This is a genomic window from Chloroflexota bacterium, from assembly GCA_016875535.1.
Lineage (GTDB): Bacteria > Chloroflexota > Dehalococcoidia > SHYB01 > SHYB01 > VGPF01.
Genome location: VGPF01000044.1, coordinates 1 through 20,274 on the forward strand (window position 1 = coordinate 1; position 20,274 = coordinate 20,274).

Annotated in this window: 18 protein-coding genes and 4 pseudogenes; 18 read left to right on the forward strand and 4 right to left on the reverse strand. The window is 62.6% G+C overall.

Features of this window, described 5'->3' with window-relative positions; all coding sequences use genetic code 11:
• From FJ039_10555 to FJ039_10625, 15 genes and pseudogenes are all read left to right on the forward strand, one after another.
• Positions 1 to 182: IS3 family transposase (locus FJ039_10555; GenBank protein MBM4406598.1), on the forward strand; the 182-nt coding region annotated here is incomplete at its 5' end.
• Between the two features lie 243 nt (positions 183 to 425).
• Complete coding sequence (gene sufB, locus FJ039_10560) at positions 426 to 1,868, forward strand: Fe-S cluster assembly protein SufB (GenBank protein MBM4406599.1); 1,443 nt, start codon at positions 426 to 428, stop codon at positions 1,866 to 1,868.
• A 21-nt stretch (positions 1,869 to 1,889) separates the two neighbouring features.
• The gene (gene sufC / locus FJ039_10565) at positions 1,890 to 2,645 is read left to right on the forward strand and encodes a Fe-S cluster assembly ATPase SufC (GenBank protein MBM4406600.1); all 756 of its coding nucleotides are present in this window, start codon (positions 1,890 to 1,892) and stop codon (positions 2,643 to 2,645) included.
• Positions 2,646 to 2,655: 10 nt separating this feature from the next.
• Positions 2,656 to 3,999, forward strand: coding sequence for a Fe-S cluster assembly protein SufD (gene sufD / locus FJ039_10570; GenBank protein ID MBM4406601.1), 1,344 nt, complete (start codon positions 2,656 to 2,658; stop codon positions 3,997 to 3,999).
• Complete coding sequence (locus FJ039_10575; protein MBM4406602.1) at positions 4,000 to 5,268, forward strand: cysteine desulfurase; 1,269 nt, start codon at positions 4,000 to 4,002, stop codon at positions 5,266 to 5,268. It abuts the gene before it with no gap.
• On the forward strand, positions 5,265 to 5,717 hold the full coding sequence (locus tag FJ039_10580; protein ID MBM4406603.1) for an SUF system NifU family Fe-S cluster assembly protein: 453 nt from the start codon (positions 5,265 to 5,267) through the stop codon (positions 5,715 to 5,717). Before FJ039_10575 ends, FJ039_10580 begins: the two co-directional genes overlap by 4 nt.
• A gap of 15 nt (positions 5,718 to 5,732) precedes the next feature.
• Positions 5,733 to 6,173, forward strand: a complete 441-nt coding sequence (locus tag FJ039_10585; GenBank protein MBM4406604.1) for an Rrf2 family transcriptional regulator — start codon at positions 5,733 to 5,735, stop codon at positions 6,171 to 6,173.
• Between the two features lie 404 nt (positions 6,174 to 6,577).
• Positions 6,578 to 7,582, forward strand: coding sequence for a tryptophan--tRNA ligase (gene trpS / locus FJ039_10590; GenBank protein MBM4406605.1), 1,005 nt, complete (start codon positions 6,578 to 6,580; stop codon positions 7,580 to 7,582).
• A 140-nt stretch (positions 7,583 to 7,722) separates the two neighbouring features.
• Positions 7,723 to 9,249, forward strand: coding sequence for an anthranilate synthase component I (trpE, locus tag FJ039_10595; protein MBM4406606.1), 1,527 nt, complete (start codon positions 7,723 to 7,725; stop codon positions 9,247 to 9,249).
• Positions 9,246 to 10,019 (forward strand): SDR family oxidoreductase, encoded by a 774-nt coding sequence (locus FJ039_10600; protein ID MBM4406607.1) that lies wholly within the window; start codon positions 9,246 to 9,248, stop codon positions 10,017 to 10,019. The genes trpE and FJ039_10600 overlap by 4 nt, the downstream gene beginning before the upstream one ends.
• A 3-nt stretch (positions 10,020 to 10,022) precedes the next feature.
• Entirely contained in the window at positions 10,023 to 10,664 is a 642-nt protein-coding gene (locus FJ039_10605; GenBank protein MBM4406608.1) for an aminodeoxychorismate/anthranilate synthase component II, read from the forward strand.
• Positions 10,661 to 11,677: an anthranilate phosphoribosyltransferase gene (trpD, locus tag FJ039_10610; protein MBM4406609.1), complete on the forward strand. Its 1,017-nt coding sequence runs from the start codon at positions 10,661 to 10,663 to the stop codon at positions 11,675 to 11,677. The genes FJ039_10605 and trpD overlap by 4 nt, the downstream gene beginning before the upstream one ends.
• 28 nt (positions 11,678 to 11,705) lie before the next feature.
• Positions 11,706 to 12,500: an indole-3-glycerol phosphate synthase TrpC gene (trpC, locus tag FJ039_10615; protein MBM4406610.1), complete on the forward strand. Its 795-nt coding sequence runs from the start codon at positions 11,706 to 11,708 to the stop codon at positions 12,498 to 12,500.
• Positions 12,484 to 13,137 (forward strand): phosphoribosylanthranilate isomerase, encoded by a 654-nt coding sequence (locus FJ039_10620; protein ID MBM4406611.1) that lies wholly within the window; start codon positions 12,484 to 12,486, stop codon positions 13,135 to 13,137. Before trpC ends, FJ039_10620 begins: the two co-directional genes overlap by 17 nt.
• Positions 13,134 to 13,652 (forward strand): annotated as a pseudogene (locus tag FJ039_10625) (deoxyuridine 5'-triphosphate nucleotidohydrolase). The gene FJ039_10620 and the pseudogene FJ039_10625 overlap by 4 nt, the downstream one beginning before the upstream one ends.
• 338 nt (positions 13,653 to 13,990) lie before the next feature.
• Here the strand turns inward: FJ039_10625 and FJ039_10630 are convergent.
• The 3 genes from FJ039_10630 to FJ039_10640 all read right to left on the reverse strand — a co-directional run bounded on the left by FJ039_10630 (position 13,991) and on the right by FJ039_10640 (position 16,708).
• Complete coding sequence (locus FJ039_10630) at positions 13,991 to 14,953, reverse strand: carbohydrate kinase family protein (protein MBM4406612.1); 963 nt, start codon at positions 14,951 to 14,953, stop codon at positions 13,991 to 13,993.
• An 8-nt stretch (positions 14,954 to 14,961) separates the two neighbouring features.
• Positions 14,962 to 15,738, reverse strand: coding sequence for an enoyl-CoA hydratase/isomerase family protein (locus FJ039_10635; GenBank protein ID MBM4406613.1), 777 nt, complete (start codon positions 15,736 to 15,738; stop codon positions 14,962 to 14,964).
• A 115-nt stretch (positions 15,739 to 15,853) separates the two neighbouring features.
• Positions 15,854 to 16,708 (reverse strand): hypothetical protein, encoded by an 855-nt coding sequence (locus FJ039_10640; GenBank protein MBM4406614.1) that lies wholly within the window; start codon positions 16,706 to 16,708, stop codon positions 15,854 to 15,856.
• Between the two features lie 28 nt (positions 16,709 to 16,736).
• On the opposite strand from FJ039_10640, the pseudogene FJ039_10645 reads away from it, so the two are divergent.
• Positions 16,737 to 16,973 (forward strand): annotated as a pseudogene (locus FJ039_10645) (hypothetical protein).
• A 668-nt stretch (positions 16,974 to 17,641) separates the two neighbouring features.
• Here FJ039_10645 and FJ039_10650 read toward each other — a convergent pair.
• Positions 17,642 to 17,968, reverse strand: a pseudogene (locus FJ039_10650) (transposase).
• Positions 17,969 to 18,293: 325 nt separating this feature from the next.
• Between FJ039_10650 and FJ039_10655 the strand changes: the two are divergent.
• Together FJ039_10655 and FJ039_10660 are read left to right on the forward strand one after the other, a co-directional pair.
• Positions 18,294 to 19,208, forward strand: coding sequence for a FecR domain-containing protein (locus FJ039_10655; protein ID MBM4406615.1), 915 nt, complete (start codon positions 18,294 to 18,296; stop codon positions 19,206 to 19,208).
• Between the two features lie 559 nt (positions 19,209 to 19,767).
• Positions 19,768 to 19,965: pseudogene (locus FJ039_10660) on the forward strand (glycosyl hydrolase family 5).
• The last annotated feature ends 309 nt before the right edge of the window (positions 19,966 to 20,274 follow it).

Here is a 20,274-nt window from a genome sequence, read left to right on the forward strand (position 1 = left end):
TCCGCACCCTCAAGGAGCAACTGCTCCGGGTGCGAACCTTTGAGACCGTGGAGGAGCTGCGCCTCGCGCTCCTTGCCTTCAAGGAGCGGTACAACCGGGAGTGGCTCGTCGAGCGCCATCGCTACGCGACGCCAGAGCAAGCACGCCGTCAGTTGCTCGCTTGCCCTGTGGTTGCCGCATGAATACAATCACATCACTGTCCAAGAAATCAGGGGCGGTACAAAGGGCGGCTGCGCGTCCTGATGCAAATGGCCTATTCCTGATGCACTGTACCCTTGACTCTTACACAGGCCTGATTCAAGTCCGAGCGTGTTAACCCCCATTCTTTGTTGACCATATCGGTTGACAATCCCTTTAGCACCTTGCTACACTAGCCGCGTAGTTGACCAGGTTAGTCAACATCACCCAACAGAAGTAATCCGCCCATGACTACCACGCCGAAAGAGTTCCTGAACAAGGACTATAAGTGGGGCTTTTCGACCGATGTCGAAGCTGACGTCGCGCCCAAGGGCCTCAACGAAGAGATTGTCCGCTTCATCTCGCATAAGAAGCAGGAGCCGGAGTGGATGCTTGAGTGGCGGCTCAGGGCCTTCCGCCACTGGCTCACCCTGAAGCATGAAGAGCCGGAGTGGGCGAACGTTCGCTATAACCACATTGACTATCAGGATATGGTCTATTACGCCGCGCCCAAGAAGCCGGGAGACGGCCCCAAGAGCTTGGAAGAGGTCAACCCCGAGGTCCTGGAGGCTTTCAACAAGCTCGGCATACCGCTGGAAGAGCAGAAGCGCCTAGCCGGCATCGCGGTGGACGCCGTCTTCGACAGCGTCTCGGTCGCCACAACGTATAAAGAGACGCTCGAAAAGCACGGCATCATCTTTTGTTCCTTTAGCGAGGCGGTCCAGAAGCACCCCGACCTGGTGAAAAAGTACATGGGCTCAGTGGTGCCCTACTCAGACAACTTCTTCGCCGCGCTCAACTCCGCCGTCTTCAGCGACGGCTCCTTCGCCTACATCCCCAAGGGCGTGCGCTGTCCCGTTGAGCTGATGACTTATTTCCGCATCAACCAGGCCGATACCGGCCAGTTCGAGCGGACCCTCATCGTCGCCGAAGAAGGCGCCTACGTGAGCTACCTGGAGGGCTGCACGGCGCCAACGCGCAAGAAGCACCAGCTTCATGCCGCAGTCGTGGAGCTGGTGGCTTTGGACAAGGCCGAGATCAAATACTCGACGCTCCAGAACTGGTATCCGGGAGATGTGGAAGGCAACGGCGGCGTCTATAACTTTGTCACCAAGCGCGGCAAGGCGATGGCGAACGCCAAGATCTCCTGGACCCAGGTGGAGACGGGGTCCGCCATCACGTGGAAATACCCCAGCGTCATCCTCCAGGGAGACAACGCCGTCGGCGAGTTCTACTCCGTGGCGCTGGTGAACAACCGCCAGCAGGCCGATACCGGCACCAAGATGATCCACATCGGGAAGAACACGCGCAGCACCATCGTCTCCAAGGGCATCTCCGCCGGGCGCGGCAACCAGACCTATCGCGGCCTGGTGCGCGTGATGCCCGGCGCGGAGAACGCCCGCAACTACACCCAGTGCGATTCCCTCCTTATCGGCGAGAAGTGCGGCGCGCACACCGTGCCCTATATCGAGGTGCGCAACCCGACGGCGCAGGTTGAGCACGAAGCATCCACCTCCAAGATCAGCGACGACCAACTCTTCTACGTGATGCAGCGCGGGATCGCCGCCGAGGATGCCAAGTTCATGATCATCAACGGCTTCTGCCGTGAAATCTTCAAGGAATTGCCCCTGGAGTTCGCCGTGGAGGCGACGCAGCTGCTCAAGGTGAGCCTGGAAGGGGCGGTAGGCTAACCCATGTCCACAACCACGCCGATCCTGGAAGTCCGGGACCTCCGCGCCACCATCGCCGGGAAGGAGATCCTCAAAGGCTTCTCCCTCACCGTCCGCGCCGGGGAGGTCCACGCCATCATGGGCCCCAACGGCTCCGGAAAAAGCACCTTCACCCACATCATGGCCGGGAACCCGGCCTTCACCGTCACCGGAGGCCAGGCGCTCTACAAGGGCAAGGACCTTCTGCAGATGAGCGCCGACGTCCGAGCCAAGGAAGGCATCTTCCTCGGCTTCCAGTACCCCGTGGAGCTTCCAGGGGTGAAGACGGCGCAGTTCCTGCGGACGGCGATCAACGCCATCCGCACATACAAAGGTCAGCCGGAGATCGAGTTCAAGGCCTTCAACCAGCTGCTGAAGGAGAAGTCCAAACTCGTCGAGATGCATCAGGCGATGATCAATCGCTCCGTGAACGAAGGCTTCTCCGGCGGCGAAAAGAAGCGCAACGAGGTCCTGCAGATGGCGATGCTGGAGCCTCTGCTGACGCTCTTGGACGAGCCCGATTCCGGGCTGGACATAGACTCGCTGAAGATCGTGGCCAACGGCGTGAACCAACTACGGAAGCCGGAAAACGCCATCATTCTCGTCACCCACTACCAGCGCCTCCTCAACTATATCACTCCCGATTCCGTGCACGTGCTGATAGATGGGCGCATCGTGAAATCGGGCGGGCGAGAGCTGGCCCTGGAGCTAGAGGCCAAGGGCTACGAAGAGTTCAAGAAGGCCGCCGCCCCGGCGTAACTTTTCTCCGATGACGCAACTGCTCACCAAGGAGAGGCGCTACCAGGCCGACTTCGCTGCCCTCGAAGAGAGGACGCGGAGCGACCCAGCCTGGCTGCACGACCTGCGCCGCAAGGCTTACGATCGCTTTGCCGACCTGGGCTTTCCCACCGCGCGCCGCGGCAACGAAGCCTGGAAATACACCAGCATCGCCCCGATCGCCGATGCGCGCTTCGCCATCGCGCTCAACGGCGCGGTTCCCGAAGCAAGCCCCGCCAAGCTGAAGCGCGCTGTGCCCTGGGACGATGCCTGGCCTAGGCTCGTCTTTGTGAACGGCCGCTACGCCCCCTCGCTCTCCGCGCCGCACACGCACGGCGGCGAACTGACGGTGCAGAACCTGGCCGATGCGGCCCGGAGCGACGGCGCAGTGATGGAGCACCTGGCGAGTCAGGCCTCCTTTGAGTCAGAGGCCTTCGCCGCCCTCAATACGGCCTTCCTTCAAGAGGGCGCGTTCGTCAAGATCGCCGACGGCGTAGCAGCCCGAGAGCCAGTGCACCTCATCTACGTGACCACCCAGAGCGCGCAGGCCTTCCTTTCGCGCCCCAGGACGCTCGTCGTCGCAGGGAAGAACGCCAAGCTCGCCGTCATCGAAAGCTACCTCGGGCTCGGTCACGGTCGCGCCTTCACGAATGCCGTGACCGAGTATGTTATCGGCGATGGCGCGCAGGTCGAACGGTCGCTGCTCTTGATAGAAGGGGCGGAGGCCTTCCACGTCGGCACCGCCGCCGTCCGCGCCGGGCGCGATAGCTCCTTCACCTCCACAGCCGTCTCCCTGGGCTCCGCCCTGGCGCGCAGCAACACCCGCGTCTCGCTCCAAGCTCCAGGGGCAAGCGCCACCATCAACGGGCTGTACGTTACTACGGGCAGCCAGCACTTGGACGTCAACACGGACGTCGCGCACGCGGCACCGCAGACGACCAGCCGCCAGCAGCATCGGGGCGTCCTGGATGGCACGTCCAGGAGCATCTTCGCCGGGCGCGTCCTCATCCCCGCCGGATCGCAGAAGGCAGACGCGCGCCTGGTGAACAAGAACCTCTTGCTCTCCCGCGGCGCCGAAGTGGACACCAAGCCCAGCATGGAGATTTTCGCCGACGACGTGAAGGCGACCCACGGCGCAACGGCAGGCCAGCTGGACGCGACGGCGCTCTTTTATCTGAACAGCCGCGGCATAGCCGCCGCCTCCGCCCGGATGCTCTTGGTCCACGGCTTCGCCTCGGAAATCATCACCAGCGTGCAAACCGCAAAATTGCGCGCCTTCCTGGACCGCCTCTTCACGAAGTCGCTGCCGCTGTCCGGCGGCAAGGGAGCCGCGTAGATGTCCGCCGCACGCCCGTCGCCAATCGCCGCACCGCCGAAGAGCCGCGCCTTCGATCTCGCGAAGAGCCGCGCCGATTTCCCCATCCTCAAGCAGACCGTTCACGGCAAGCCCCTGGTCTACCTGGACAACGCCGCCACCAGCCAGAAGCCCCAATCGGTCATTGACACCCTGGTGCGCTACTACGAGACGGAGAACGCCAACATCCACCGGGGCGTCCACGCCCTGAGCCAACAGGCGACCGAGGAGTACGAAGGGGCGCGCACGGCCGTCCGCAGGTTCCTCAACGCCGCAAGCGATAAGGAGATCATCTTCGTGCGCGGCGCGACCGAGGGCATCAACCTCGTCGCAAGCACCTACGGGCGCGCCACTATCGGCCAGGGCGATGAAATCATCATCACGGGCATGGAGCACCACTCCAACATCGTGCCCTGGCAGATGCTCTGCCGGGAGAAGGGCGCGAAGCTGCGCGTCATCCCCATCACGAATGAGGGCGAACTTCGCATGGACGAGTTCGAGCGCATGCTAAGCAAGCGCACCAAGCTCGTCTCCATCGTCCACATCTCCAACTCCCTGGGGACGATTAACCCCGTCGAAAAGGTCATCGCCCTGGCCCATTCCCAGGGCGTCCCGGTGCTTGTGGACGGCGCGCAGTCGGTCCCGCACATGCCTATTGATGTGCGCAAGCTAGATGCCGATTTCTTCGTCTTCTCGGGACACAAAGTCTTCGGCCCCACGGGCATCGGCGTCGTCTACGGCAAGGAGAGGCACTTGGAGGCCATGCCACCTTACCAGGGCGGCGGCGACATGATCCGCTCCGTGACCTTCGAAAAGACCACCTACAACGACCTGCCCTACAAGTTCGAGGCGGGCACGCCGCACATCGAAGGCGTCATCGGCCTCGGCGCCGCCATCGCCTACCTGAACGGCATGGACCGCCAGGCGGCCCTCGCCCACGAGCACGACCTGCTGGCTTACAGCACCGGGCGGCTTTCGGAGATAAAGGGCCTGCGCATCATCGGCAGGGCCAAGGAAAAAGCCAGCCTCATCGCCTTTGTGATGGATGGCGCGCACCCCCACGATATCGGAACCATCTTGGACAGCGAAGGCATCGCCATCCGCACCGGGCACCATTGCACCCAGCCGGTCATGGACCGCTACGGCATCCCAGCCACGGCACGCGCCTCCTTCGCTTTTTACAACACCAGGGAGGAAGTGGACGCCCTGGCGCGCGGCATCCTGAAGGCTCGCGAGGTGCTTCGCTCGTGACGGAACTCAAAGAGCTCTACCAAGAGGTGGTGCTGGACCACAACAGCAAGCCTCGCAATTTCAAGAAGATCGAAGGCGCCGACCGGACGACGGAGGGCTACAACCCCCTTTGCGGCGACCGCATCACCCTCTATCTCAAGCTGAAGAACGGCACCGTCGAGGACGTGGGATTCCAAGGAACCGGCTGCGCCATCTCCCGCGCCTCCGCTTCCATGATGACCCAGGCGGTTAAGGGCAAGTCCAAGGTAGAGGCGGAGCGCCTCTACCAGACCTTTCACAAGATGATCACCCGCGCCCACGGCGAAGACTACGAGGCCGACGGCCTCGGCGACCTGGAAGTGCTGGCGGGCGTCGCTGATTTTCCCGCGCGGGTGAAGTGCGCGACCCTTTCGTGGCATACGCTCCACAACGCCATCGAAGGGAAAGACGGGAAGGCCTCGACAGAGTAAGTTGGGAGGGCGACGATGCACATACCGGTGAAAGTTGACTATGTGGTGCGGGCCCTCGTGGACCTGGCCCAGCATACCGATGAAGGCTCCGTGCGGGCCTCGGACATCGCCCGCCGCCAGCAGATCCCGGAGGCCTTCCTCGACCGGTTGCTCCACACCATGAGCAAGGAGAACTTCATCAAGAGCCAGCGCGGCCCCCAGGGCGGCCATAGCCTGGCTATGGACCCGAAAGAGATCACCCTCGCCAAGGTGATGAACGTCATGGGCGGATGGGAGACCCTCGTCGGCTGCCTCGACGACCCCGCCGCCTGCTTCCAGTCCAACCAGTGCGCCCAGCGGGACATCTGGCGCGAGGTGGACGAGGCCGTCCAGCAGATCCTCGACCGCACCACCATCGCCGAGCTGGCCCAGCGCCTTGCCGGCAAGGCCAAGGAGCCTGCACCCAGCGGAGCGTAGCCCTGGGGAGCCTGCCCTCCTGTTGCGCCCAGGGCATTTGACTTCCTCTCTTGCCCTCTGCTACATTTGCCATACAAGTTCATAGCACAAGCGACGAACGAGACGAGTACCCTTCCGAAGAGGCCACAGAGAGCCGGAGTAGCTGAGAACCGGCGCCGCACAGGAAGGTGAATGGACTCGGGAGCTGCGACCCGAAGCCGCGAGGCTGTAGGAGTCGCCGGAAGGGCCCCGTAACCGCAGCCCAGGGCATCTCCCCCAATCTAGGGCGTGCCTCAAGAGGTCTGCGGCGGCGGCCCGGATGCAGAAGCGGGACGCCTAGAGCAGATGAACAAGGGTGGCACCACGGGCCTTTCAGACCCGTCCCTTACCGGGACGGGTCTTTTCTTTCCGGAAAGGCAGTACGTATGACGACAAAGAAACGGATACTGACGGGAGTCCGCCCAACGGGGCCACTGCACCTCGGGCACTATGTGGGCGCGCTGGAGAACTGGCTGCGCCTCCAAGAGCAGTACGACTGCTTCTTCCTCATCGCCGATTACCAGGCCCTCTCGGACCACATTGACGAGATAGACCGCATACGCCAATCGGTCATCGAGGTGACGCTGGACTGGCTCGCCATCGGGCTTGACCCGAACAGGAACGCCTTCGTCATCCAGAGCTACGTCCCCGAGCATGCCGAATTGACGATGCTCCTCAGCTTCATCACGCCTCTGGGACGCCTCCAGCGCAACCCGACGCTGAAATCGGAGATGGAGAAGCTGCGGGAGACGGATCTGACCGTCGGCTTCTTCAATTACCCAGTGAGCCAGATCGCGGACATCCTACTGCCCAAGGCGCACCTTGTGCCGGTGGGAGAAGACCAGCTGCCGCATATCGAAATGACACGGGACATCGCCGCCAAGTTCAACCGCACCTACGGGAATGTCTTCCCCGAGCCGCAGGCTATGGTCGGCCGCGTCGGCCGGCTCGTGGGCACCGACGGCCAGGCCAAGATGAGCAAAAGCCTGGGCAACTGCATCTACCTGGGCGACGATGAGGCCTCGGTCACCAAGCGCGTCATGTCCATGTACACCGATCCGACGCGCCTTCGCGCCACGGACCCGGGCCACGTGGAAGGCAACCCCATCTTTATGTACCACGATGCCTTCAACAAGAATCTCGAGGAAGTGAAGGACCTCAAAGACCGCTACGTCCTGGGCAAGGTGGGCGATGTTGAGGTGAAGAAGAAGCTCGCCAAGGCCCTGAACGACTTCCTGGGGCCCATCCGCGAGCGCCGCGAATACTACAAGAGCCACATGGACGATGTCCGCGGCGCTCTGATGGACGGGACACGGCGGGCAAAAAAGATCGCAGAGCAGACGATGCAAGAAGTGCGCGACGCGATGCGCATCAGCACGTACGCGAGTTAAGCGATGCACGGCACAAGAACAGCGCTCCTCGGAACCGCCCCTCCCTCAGATAGGGCGCTCCATGCGTTGAGATGGCGACGCTCATGGCGGCGCTAACCCATCCTGCACCCCGCAAGCTCAACACAAACAAAGGAACGCTGATGTACTACCCGAGTCTCGAACAAGTGAAAAAGATGGCGCGCCGGGGCAACCTGGTTCCCATCTACCGCGAGGTCCTGGCCGACCTCGAAACGCCCGTCTCCGCCTACCTCAAAGTCGCCGATGGCCCCTATTCCTTCCTCCTGGAGAGCGTCGAAGGCGGCGAGCGCGTGGCCCGCTACAGCTTCATCGGCGCGAATGCCCAAAAGGTGATCCGCACCGGGGTGAAAGGCTCCTCTGCCGCAAAACCTGCTCGGCAAGGCAAGGTCTTCACCTATGGCAAGCTCGACCCGCTCATCACCATTGAAAGGGAGCTTGCCAGGTACAAGCCTGTTACCGTCGACGGCCTGCCGCGCTTCCACGGCGGCATGGTAGGCTACCTTGCCTATGAAAGCGTCGGCTACTTCGAAAAGCTGCCATCACCTGCTGCCGACGCCCTGGGCCTGCCCGAGTCCGTCTTCATGCTGGCGGACACCCTCATCGTCTTCGACCACGTGAAGCACAAGATGAAGATCGTGGGGCACGTCCACATCAACGGCGACGTGAACAAGGCCTACAAAGAGGCCGTCGCCCGCATCGAAGCAGTCGTCCAGAAGCTGGACAAGCCTGTGGAACGGCTCACGCGCGCGGCGAAGCCCCTTCCGCCCGGCAAAGTCACCTCCAACATGACGGAGGCGCAACACGCCAGGACAGTCAAGCGCGGCAAGGAGCACATCGTCGCGGGAGATATCATCCAGGTCGTCCTTTCCCAGCGGCTGGCGCGCAAGACCAAGGCGCACCCTTTCGATATCTACCGGGCCCTGCGCAACGTGAACCCATCGCCCTACATGTTCTACCTCGACCTCGATGACTTCCACCTCGTCGGCGCATCGCCGGAGATGCTCGTGCGCGTCGAAGGCCGTGCCGTCGCCACCAACCCCATCGCCGGGACCCGGAGGCGCGGCAAGGATGAGGCCGAGGACAAGGCCCTCGCTGAAGAGCTCCTCGCCGACAAGAAAGAGCGCGCCGAGCACATCATGCTGGTAGACCTAGGGCGGAACGATATCGGCCGCGTCAGCAAGCCCGGCACCGTCGTCGTTGACCAGCTCATGGATATCGAGCGCTTCTCCCACGTTATGCACATCGTCTCCCGCGTCAGCGGCACATTGAAGGACGGCATGACCTCCTACGATGCCCTACGCGCCTGCTTCCCGGCCGGGACGCTCTCCGGCGCGCCCAAGATCCGCGCCATGGAGATCATCGCCGATCTTGAGCCCAGCAAGCGCGGCATGTACGGCGGCGCCGTCGGCTACTTCGATTTCTCGGGCAACATGGACACCTGCATCGGCCTGCGCGCCATGGTGGTCAAGAATGGCACCGCCTATGTGCAGGCCGGCGGCGGCATTGTGTACGATAGCGACCCCAAGGCCGAATACCAGGAGACGCTGCATAAGGCGGCGGCCCAGCTTCGCGCGATAGACGAAGCGGAGGCCCTGGAGCAAGTCGTCTCGGATAGCGGCAGAGGCGCAAGGAAGGCGGTGGCGCGATGAAGCTCGCAGGAAGAACGGCGCTCGTCACAGGCGGCTCGCGCGGCATCGGGCGAGGCATCGCCCTCGCCCTGGCGCACGGCGGCGCGAGCATCGCTATCAGTTATCGCAAGGAAGAGGCGGCGGCGAACGAGGTGGTTAAAGCCGTCCAGGGCCTTGGTCGCCAGGCCATCGCCGTCAAGGCCGATGTCACGGAGCAGGCCGCCGTCGAAAGCCTCGTCGGTGCGACGGTGGCGGCCTTCGGCAAGCTGGATATCCTCGTCAACAACGCCGGCATCGCCTCCCGCGGCAGCAGCCTGGCCGACACCGACGCGTCCGAGATGAAACGCCTCCTGGACACTCACATCATGGGCGCCTTCTACGCCTGCAAGGCAGCCTTGCCGCACTTACGCAAGAACCCCCGGAGCGATATCTACTTCATCTCCTCCATGAGCCCCCACATGGCCCCGGCGGGCCACGGGCCCTACGCCACGGCCAAGGCGGGGCTGGAAGTCATGGCCAAGGTGATGGCCATGGAAGAGCTGAAGAACAACGTTCGCGTCAACACCATCGCGGCAGGCGTTGTGGACACAGAGATGGGCCGCCGCCTGGTGAAATATACCCTCGGCGACGAGATGGGCAAGCTGAACCAGAAGTTCCCCTTCGGGCGAGTCTGCACCCCGGAAGATGTCGGCAACCTCATCGCCTTCCTCGCCTCGAACGAAGGCGGCTACGTCTCGGGTCACACCATCTTTCTGGATGGCGGCGATCCCGCAGGCGTGGCCAAGGAGTAAGCCATGATCCTCCTCATAGACAACTACGATAGCTTCACCTACAACCTCTACCAGTATCTCTGCGAGCTTGGCGAAGAAGTCCGCGTAGCGCGCAACGATAAGATCACCATCGCGCAGATCGAACGGCTGAAGCCCGACCACATCGTCATCTCACCAGGCCCCGGCGCGCCCAAGGATGCCGGCGTCTCCAACGCGGCCATCCGCACCTTCGCCGGGCGCGTCCCCATCCTTGGCGTCTGCCTCGGCCACCAGTGCATCGGCGAGGTCTACGGCGCGACGGTGGCGGGCGCGGGCGAAATCGTCCACGGCAAGACCTCCCAGGTCATGCACGATGGCAAGGGCCTTTTCAAGGGCTTGCCGAACCCCTTCGAAGCCATCCGCTACCACTCCCTTGCCATCCAGCCTGAGACCGTCCCCGATTGCCTTGAGGTCACCGCAAAGAGCGATAGCGGCGTCATCATGGGCGTCCGACACAAAGGGCTTCTCATCGAAGGCGTCCAGTTTCACCCTGAATCCATCCTCACTACAGTCGGCAAAGACCTCCTGCGCAATTTCCTGGCGATGGGCAAAGGCGCGCCGCGACCCCAGACGGTAAAGGTTTCGGCCCAGGCCGAAAGGCCCAAGGCAAAGGCGGCATCGGCATGATCAAGGAGGCCATCGGGAAACTGGTTGACGACCTTGACCTCACGGAGGCCGAAGCCGGCCAGGTCATGACCGAAATCATGACCGGCGCGGCGACGCCCGCCCAGCTCGCCGCCTTCCTCGTGGCCCTCAGGGTCAAGGGCGAGACTACACATGAGATCCTCGGCCTTGTGCGCGTCATGCGCGAGAAGTCCTTGCGCGTGGACGTCTCCGGCCCGCTCCTGGACACCTGCGGCACCGGCGGCGATGCCAGCGGGACCTTCAACATCTCCACAGCCGCCGCCATCATCGCGGCCGCCGCCGGGATACGCGTCGCCAAGCACGGCAATCGCTCCGCCACGAGCAAGTGCGGCAGCGCCGATGTCCTTGAAGCCCTCGGCGTCCGCATCCGCGTCACGCCGGAACAGGCCAAGCAGTCCATCGAAAGGATAGGCATCGCCTTCCTCTTCGCCCAGGCCTTCCACCCTTCGATGAAATATGCAGGCCCAACCCGCGCCGAGATCGGCATAAGGACCGTCTTCAACATCCTCGGCCCCCTCGCCAACCCAGCCAGGGCCACGCGCCAGGTCGTCGGTGTCGCCCATCCTGATCTTGCGCCGAAGATGGCCAACGCCCTCCCCGGCCTCGGCGTCGAACATGCCCTTGTCGTCCACGGCGAAGACGGCCTCGACGAGATTACGTTGAGCGGCGCCACGACCATCCACGAAGTACGCGGCGGCCAAGTAACCTTCACCTCGGTCACCCCCAAAGAGCTTGGCCTTGCGAAGGCCGCGAAGGCCGATCTCGCAGGCGGCGATAAGGAACAGAACGCCCACATCATCCGCTCGCTCTTCAAGGGAGAAAAAGGCCCCAAGCGCGATGCACTCCTCGCCAACGCCGGAGCCGCCCTCTATGTCGGCGGCAAAGCGGCAAGCATCAAGGCCGGCGTCGCCGCGGCGGCCACCGTTATTGATAGCGGCGGAGCGGCGAGGAAGCTTGATGAGTGGATCGCCTTTTCAAAGGCTCTCCCCTCATAGAGCATGCCCACCTTCGCAGAGAGACTTCATGGCTACCTACCTCGATAAGATTGTCGAGCAGAGAAGAAAAGACCTGGCCGCCCAGGTGAAGCGCGTCCCGCTGGAGCAGATCAAGGCGCAGGCGAAGGCCGCGCCGCCGCCGCTCGATTTCGCCAAGGCCATCGCCCCGGGAAAGCTGCGTATCATCGCCGAAGTGAAAAAGGCCTCGCCATCCAAAGGTGTCATGGCCCAGGAGTTCAACCCCGTCGCCATCGCCGGGGTCTACGCCCGGAACGGCGCATCGGCCATCTCCGTCCTCACGGAGGAGCCGAACTTCCAGGGCAAGCTGGACTACCTGGTGGAGATCAAGAAGGCCCTGGAGAAGCAGTGCCCTCCCCTCATGCGGAAGGACTTTATCCTGGAGCCCTACCAAGTCTACGAGGCGCGCGCCTACCAGGCCGATGCCCTCCTCCTTATCGTCGCCTGCCTGGAAGATGCCAAGCTCAAAGAGCTGCTCAAGCTCACCGGCGACCTGAAGATGTCCGCCCTTGTGGAAGTGCACACGGAGCAGGAGGCCAAGCGCGCCGTCGCCGCCGGGGTCAAGATCATCGGCATCAACAACCGTAACCTCCACACTTTCGCCACCGACCTCCAAACCACAAAGACCGTTCTCCCGCACATCCCGCGCGGCTGCACCGCCGTTACCGAGAGCGGTATCAAGACCGCCGCCGATATCGCCATGATGCGCCGCTGGGGCGTCAGCGTCTTCCTTATCGGCGAAGCCCTCATGACCTCAGGCGATCCCGCCGCCAGACTGAAGGAGTTCCTTGCCATCGGCCGTTAGGGTGAAGATCTGCGGCGTCACCAAGCCCGAGTACGCTCTCGCGGCGGCAGATGCGGGCGCCGATTACATCGGCCTGATGTTCGCCGAAAGCCCCCGCAAGATAAGCGCGGGCCAGGCGCGGGAGATCGTACTGGCGCTCAAGCATGCCGAGGGCGACAGGCCCAAGACCGTCGGCGTCTTCGTTAATCGTCCGCCTGCGGAAATCAGCGCGATGGCGAAAGAGGTGGGCTTCGATATGGCCCAGCTCAGCGGCGACGAGCCTGAAGGCGAGCTGGACAGCTACACCGTTCCGCTCATCAAAGTCGTCCACGTAGACACATCGGCCCCGGAGTCCATCGCGCTCCTCACCCTCCGTCGCAAGCTCGCCTTCCTCACAGAGCGCGCCATCCTTCCCATGCTTGATGCAAAGGTTAAGGGGAAGTACGGCGGCACGGGTCAAACTTTCGATCACTCCCTCGCCAAGAGCCTGGCGCAGGAGTTCGATTTCCTCCTCGCAGGCGGCCTCTCACCCGATAGCATCGCGGATGTCATCGCCCAAGTCCATCCCTGGGGCGTGGACGTCTCCTCCGGCGTGGAGACGAACGGCGTGAAGGACGTGGCGAAGATCCGCGACTTCCTGAGGAAGGCCAAGACATGACTCCCCCCGGCCTCCTCTCCAAGCAGGGCCTTCTGGCGCGCATCGCGGCAACGCCACCGCTGATCGAAGGGGCGATAGACATCGCCACCCAGGTCCAGCCCAACGGGGTAGACCTCACCCTGCGGGACATCTCGCGCTATGATGGCCCCGGCCTCATAGACTTCTCCAACGCCCGCCGCTCGCTCCCAAAGCTCGCGCCCGTCGCCTTTGACGCCGCCGGCAATGCGCACCTAAAACCTGGCTCATACCTGGTAACGTTCAATGAGATCGTCCACATCCCGCTCGACCTCGCCGCCCTCGGCAGGACGCGCTCGAGCCTGCTGCGCTGCGGCGCGGCACTCCACACTGCCGTCTGGGACGCGGGCTATTCGGGCCGCTCCCAATGCCTCATGGTCGTCTATAACGATTCGGGCGTCACCCTCACTCGGGACGCCCGAATCATGCAACTCGTCTTCTATACCTTGGAAACGGCGGCAGCGGAAGGTTACAAGGGCGCCTACCAAGGAGAAAATGTCGCCAGGCCCTCCCACATCTACCTCCTGCGCTCGGCGGAGGAGGCTGAGTCGGCCCTCAAGCAGCCCTTCATCACTGCGCCGAGCCTCATGGAAGAGGGCTTCCTTCACGGGTCGGCGACGGTTGACCAGTGCCTGGCTGTGGCGAATCGCAAATACGGGCAAGTGAAACGGCTCGTCGCACTTGTCGTGGACACCGGCAGGCTGACTGCCAAGCTCCAATACGATAAGGCGAAAGATGGCCAGCTTTACCCGCACATCTACGGGCCGCTTGATAGAGAGGCCGTGGTAGCGACACGAGAAGTCAGGCGCGACGCAAGCGGGAAGTTCTCGGCTATCGGCTAGCCGAAGGTCCTCTTGTACCGCGCTTCAAAGTCTCTCTTTGTAAAGCTGTACGACTGCGTCCCATAGACCTCGACAGCATATGACGCGATGACCGAGCCCAGCCTCGCCGACTCCTCGAAGCTCTTCCCGGTAACCAGTCCCTTCAGGAAGCCTCCCCGGTAGGCGTCGCCCGCGCCGGTTGGGTCCACCGGCTTTTTCGCCAGCTTCACCGCCGCCACATGCCGCTCGCCGTCCTTCGTGGTCACCACGGAGCCCTGCTCCGCCTTCGTGGTGACCACGGCTCCCACCCGCCGGACGATCTGTTCCTTCGTCAGCTTCGTCATCTTCATGATGAGCCCAAGCTCATAGTCGTTCGAGATGAGCACCTTCGCCCCGGTGAGCGCCTCGGCTAAGGCCCTGCCATCCCAGATGGGGAGCGATTGCGCCGGGTCGAAGAGGTACGGGATGCCCTTCGCCTTGTACGCCTTCGGCAGGGTCATCATGTCGTCCAGGTTCCCCGCGCCGATGATACCGATACTCCGCCTAGGGTCGGCCTTGGAGATGTCATACCGGCATGGATGCTTCATCGCCCCGGGGTTAAAGCCGGTGATCTGATTGTCCGCCGCATCCGTGGTGATATACGCGCCTGCGGTGAACTCCTCCTTGATGACCCGCAACCCCTCGCGCGAGATGCCGTTCTTCTGGAGCCATGCGAAATACCGCTGGTAGTCGTGCCCGATGGTGGCTAATATCCTGGGCTGCTCCCCCAGGAGCGCAAGGGCATAGGCGATATTGCCTGCCGTGCCCCCCATGCGCTCCACCAGGCCGTTCACGTTGAAGCTCACGTTCAGGATGTGGATCTTGTCCGGCATGATGTGGTCGGCGAATTTGCCGGGGAAATCCATGATGCGGTCGTAGGCCATGGAGCCGGAGACATAGATGCGACGGCCCAAGGGCGGGGCGGATGATATGGAGGGCATAACGCTCGCTACTCCTTGTTTCGTTCGATGAATCGCTCGGTCATATCCTTGAAGGCGCGCTCGATGCCCATGACCTTCGGCGTGATCTCCGCCCAGCGCAGCGCCTGGTGCTTATCCATCTCCGATTGCAGCGTCAGGAATCCCAGGGTGAGCTTCACGCCGTCGGGCCGCATCCCCGCGATCGTCTTCGCCGTGTCCAGCGCCGTCGCCATCAGGCTCGCCGATGGCACAGCCCGGTTCACTAGGCCGATCCGCGCCGCTTCTCTCCCATCTATCGTTAACCCCGTCAGCAGCATCTCCTTCGCCTTGTCCGTCCCCACCAGCCGCGCAAGCCGCGTCGCCGCGCCCCAGCCGCCGATGCCCGCGCCGGTGCTCTTCAAATGCCAGTCGCTGAAGCTCGCCGTCTCTGCCGCGATGCGCAGGTCGCAGGCCATGATGAGCTCCATGCCGCCTGTAGTACAAAAACCGTCAATGACGGCGATGGAGGGTTTCAGCATATCGTCTATCTGGTTAACTACGCCGTTCGCCAGCCAGTGCGGCGCGGGCCCGCCCGTGGCCCGAGCCTTCAGGTCCGCCCCGGCGCTGAACCACGGCCTGCCCTCCTCCCGCGGCGCTCCTGTGATGAGATAAACGCGGATTGCCGTGTCCGTTTCGATCCGGTTGACGGCATCTTGCAGCTCCTCCCACAGCGCCTTGTTCAGCGCGTTCAGGCTCTTCGGCCGGTTCAGCGTGACAAGGGCGACATGCTCCGCCGCCATCTCGAACTTGATGTTTTCATAGGCCATCCCGCACCTCCGCCGTATAGACGCGGCGTACAGGATAGCCTATTCGCGGCGAGGGCAAAAGAAACGGCCCGCCGCAGAGACCTGCAGCGGGCCGTTTCCGCTCTTCTGCTATCGGCTAGAAGCCGCTATCCAGCGTCAGCGTTGTGCGCTCGCCTGCAATGAAGGCCTTGCCGATGAAGGCACCTTTACCATCCGTCCCAGCGCGCAGATGAATCGTGCCGTTGGGAGCATAGACGTTGGCGGAGATAGCGCTGCTCTGGCCGAACTCGACCACCACGGGACCGACCTCCGAGTCGTCTCCGCGGCGGCCTTTATCATCCGTTCCGGCGACGTACACCTTGATGTCCCGCGCCGCCACCGACGGCGATGCAGGGCCGATCGTGGAGTTCGCATCGGTGTCAATCTCATTCTGGACGTAGATCTGCACCGCGCCGCTGGCGAGGATCTTGCCCCGCTGGCGCAGGTCAATCGAGGTGAAGTGGTAAGCGCCCGGGGCCAGCGTGATCGTCGCATCGGCGTTCACCGTCAACTTGGCGTACTGGCCGGGAGTCAGGCTCTGGCTGCCGCGGCGGGCCACTTCAACGTTCTGCGTGCCGGGCGTGATCGTCGGCAGGGCCGGCAGGACCAGGACCGGAAGGTCCACGGGGCTCTGGTTCCCTGCGATGATCGTCCCCTTCTTGTTGTATAGCTCGTTGTAGACGGCGTTTGCCACTGTGGCCTTGTTGCGGATTCGCACCGTATCGCCCACCACTACCGTCGAAAGATTCACTGCGCTCACATGCTCGCCAATCATCACCTCGACGAGCCTATCGGCGCTCGGATTTCTCCTCCGGTTCTCATCCTGGTCGTCGTCATCGTCGTCGCTCCGGGAGGCCTTGCCCTTCTTCGTCGCCGCAATGTTCGCGCCCACGTTCCCGGAGTTGATCTTGGTGTTGGCGCGTATCCAGGTGTTGTCCTGGCTGAAAGCCACGAACTGCCCGATGGCGAATACTGTAGAGATGCGGGCAACAAACGTCGCCGTCACCGATTTGTTGGCGCTCATCGTCACGTTGCATGCGCCGGTGCCAGTGCACACTCCGCTCCAGCCGGTGAAGATCGAATCGGCATCGGGCGCAGCCGTCAGGGAGACCACGGCGTTGTTCACAAAGAGGGCAGAACAAGCTGTACCGCAGCTGATGCCCACAGGCGTACTGGTCACCAGACCGTTTCCAGTGCCGGCCTTTGTGACCGTCAACGTCTTCTCAGTGCCCGTCAGCGGCGTATCGTACGTGATAGATTCGATGAAGACCCCGTTCAGCGGATGAACAGGCGCCGCAATGGTGACTGATTTGACCACCATGGAGCCTGTGGTGAAGGTGATCGAAGCGGGCGTGTAGTGGCCGTTGGTGACGCCGGTGAAGGTGAGGCTCTGGGTGCCCACGGAGACGTTACTGGCGTCGAATGCCTCCAGGTTCACCGTCGCCGGAGCATTGTCTATGCCAGGCGCCGCCGAAGGGAAGACCGTAAGCGCTACAGTAACGGTGCTTGCAGCGTTGTTCAGAAACTTGACAGTCAGCACTTCGTTGTCGCTGATACCCTGTTCCGGCTCCGCGAAGTTCGGCGAAAGATAGCCCAATACCACTCCTGTGTTGGCCAGAGGCCCGAAGATCTGGTCGAAGACCAGAAAGCCTGCGGGACTGCCGGTAATCTCTATGCCTGGGCAGACCATCGGCAGTGCGGTGGGATTACAGGTCGCTGCGGAGCCGAGGTTCGGCGCCGACTCGAAGTCGAGCGTTACGTTGTTCCCGGCCGCTGTGACTGGAGCAACCGTCAGAAGTGACGTAAGGACCAGGACTCCGGCAAGAAAGACTGAAACGGCTCTTCTGTACCGCCCCTGATTTCTTGGACAGTGATGTGATTGTATTCATGCGGCAACCACAGGGCAAGCGAGCAACTGACGGCGTGCTTGCTCTGGCGTCGCGTAGCGATGGCGCTCGACGAGCCACTCCCGGTTGTACCGCTCCTTGAAGGCAAGGAGCGCGAGGCGCAGCTCCTCCACGGTCTCAAAGGTTCGCACCCGGAGCAGTTGCTCCTTGAGGGTGCGGATGAACCGCTCCACGCAGCCATTGCCCTCCGGCTCCCGCACGAAAGCGGGACTGGAGGCAATCCCCAGGAAGCGGAGCTCGTCTTGGAAGTGGTCGCTCATGTACTGGCTGCTGTGGTCATGGCGCAGGACAAGGCCCGGGGCGGTTCACCCTTTCCATCCATCATGGACATCTCCTTGAGTTTGTGGCATTATGTCCCAATTCCGTGTCCAAGAAAATCCTAGGGCGGGGGACCTTGGCCTAACCTGATTTCACAAGATATGGACTGAAGGAGCGAAGAAAGCCCGTCAGTGCGCAATCCGATAGGATCACTCGCCCGTAGTACGTACAACCTTAGCGTGTGCGAAAGGTGTGACAAAGAATGAATGGGTTCTTGCAAAACTCCAACTTGGGTACGTATAGTTGTTGCGGGTCAGGTTCCGAACAACTTCATAGTGTCAGCAGTCGGACAGAAATTCTGGGGAGGATTTCATGAGACGACTAACCCTCTTCTTGTCGCTCTTTCTTCTCGTTGCCTCTCTCCTATTTCCCGTTTCTGCCTCAGCCCAAGCTAAGACGCCCACCCTCCGCATAGACAAGCCCGCGAACGGCGCTCTTGTCCGTGACAACGTCACAGAGCTGAAGTTCAAAGTTTCAAATTTCATGCTCAACGCTAAGGGCATCGGCAAAGGCGTGAAGCCCGGCAAGGGCTACATACGCTTAGAGGTAAACGGTGCCCCTCTTGCCGAGACTGCCAACACCAGCGTCAAGATCACGGGCTACGGCCCCGGCGAGAACAAAGTCGTTGCGGAGTTGATGAACAACGACCGGACCCCGCTGAACCCTGCGGTAAAGGCCGAGTCAACGTTCCGCTACGAGGCGACCGGCAAAACGCTGAAGATTGACAGCAAGGTTCTTCGCGTTCAGCCTACCCCTGTCCCCACACCTCGTCCGACTCCGACCCCAGCGCCGACACCGGTTCCCCCCACCGCCACCCCGACGCCTGCTCCCACGCCGACCCCGACGCCCAAGCCCGTGGTGGCGACGATCAAGATCCAGTCCGGTACTGCGCAGTATCGCGCCGGCAGCAGCGGCGGGTTCGTCTCCGCAGCTAACAACACCGGCGTTGCGATCGGCGACCGCATCCGCTCCGGAGCGAGCTCCCAGGTGGCTGTGGAGTTTCAAGACGGCAGCGTTCTGGTCCTCCTCGCCAATTCGGAGATCGAAGTGCAGAACTTCGAGCTTACACGCCAGGGAAATCGCGTCATGACCCGCGTCGCCCGCGTCGCAGTCATCACCGGTGACGTGAGCGGCGATGTGCGAGAGGACCTGATCTTCCCACCCTCGGTATTCGAGATCGTCTCTGCAGGTGAGATTTACACCATCAAAGGTACTCTTACCCAATAGCGCAACCCAGGATTAGGTATAGAGCAGGGGAGTGACAATGAAGACGCACAAGCGATTCGCAAAGCAGCAATCCGGCAAAAGACAGCCGACTCTTCTCTTCAAGCTCATCGTCGCAGCTGTAGTCCTTACCTCCGCGTTCGGTTCGGCGATTCCAGCCTTTGCCCAGAGCACAGGCGGCGGAGCGCCATCGCAACCCGGTACGCCTGGTCAGGGCCAGCCGCCCGCCAGCGGCGATCAGCAAACGCCGGGCAAAACAGGCCGCACACAGTTCATCCTGAGGTCCGCCGGCTCATCCGGCGAAGGCACAGGTGGTGGAAGTCAGCCGGGTGGAGGCGGCGGTGGCCAAGCTGGCGGAGCGAATCTAGCAGTTATCTCAGGCAATGCGGGTGTCTCCGTCGCCGCCTTCCGATCGGGCGACCAGCCGCCTGCTGACGGACAGCAAACGGCGCCTGGTTTGCTTCTCTTTAACGTGACGCCCGGTAATGTGCTGAACCTGCCCGGCGGCGATACTGGACTTGGCGGCAACGCCTTCGACCTCACTCGACAGCCTCCCGGAGGCGGCCAGCCTGGTCAGCCTGGTGGTCAGCCCGGCCAGCCCGGCCAGCCTGGTCAGCCAGGCCAGCCCGGCCAGCCTGGTCAGCCTGGTCAGCCTGGTGGTCAGCCAGGCCAACCCGGTCAGCCCGGCCAGCCTGGCGCGCCCGGTCAGCAGCCTGGGCAACCTGGACAGCCCGGCAATCCGTTTGGCGGCGCCAATGGGCTCATCGTAGTCGCGCAGCTTCTCAACCGAGATGATCAGGCCCGCAATGCGGTCAATCAGGCTGGCCAGCAGGGCCAGAATCTCGGCAATGCGCTGAACACTGGTCTTGGCATTGCGCTCAATAACATCGGTCGCAACAACGATGCGATGCGCGATGTCTTTGGTAATAATGCGCAAAACGTCCAGCAGCAGCTTGGCTTTGCACCTGGTCAGCCTGGTGGTCAACCTGGTCAGCCCGGTCAACCCGGCCAACCTGGTCAGCCTGGTGGTCAACCTGGTCAGCCCGGTCAACCCGGCCAATTTGGTCAG